General features: G+C 67.5%; 1 protein-coding gene. It reads left to right on the top strand.

What is annotated here, in order from left to right:
• A partial coding sequence (locus HH308_RS29380; protein ID WP_170197833.1) for an HNH endonuclease signature motif containing protein occupies positions 1 to 349 on the top strand: 349 nt, incomplete at its 5' end.
• Between the last annotated feature and the right edge of the window lie 91 nt (positions 350 to 440).

The raw sequence follows: 440 nt of genomic DNA, 5'->3' as shown, positions 1-440 counted from the left end.
CACCAAACCCAAATGTACGGCGTCGATGTTCGGTTCCCAGGCCCATCACGTGCACCGATGGGAGTACGGCGGGCGTACCACCATCGGGAATCTAGGCGCCGCGTGCGGGCACGACAACCGGCGCGAAGGCCCCGGCAGCGCCCAGTGGAAGACCGCCGTGATCCGCACCGGCCCCGACAAAGGCCGGGTCGGCTGGATCGACCCCACCGACCCCACCCGCACACCACAGGTGAACAACACGCTGTTCCCCGAAGTGATCCTCCGCCGTATCTGGGCCCGACACCACACTGCAGCACCCGCCCCACCCCCACCCGACGGCGCGACTCCGACTCCACCGCAACGCGAATAGACCCGCCAACGAAAACGCCACCACCACAACCACATTCACCGACGACGCCCACACCAGGCGTCGACACACCCATGCCCGCAGACTGCCCAGC

This window comes from Gordonia asplenii (assembly GCF_012933505.1).
GTDB lineage: Bacteria > Actinomycetota > Actinomycetes > Mycobacteriales > Mycobacteriaceae > Gordonia > Gordonia asplenii.
The sequence above is the reverse complement of the archived record's forward strand: the minus strand, read 5'-3'. Positions and strand labels throughout refer to the sequence as shown.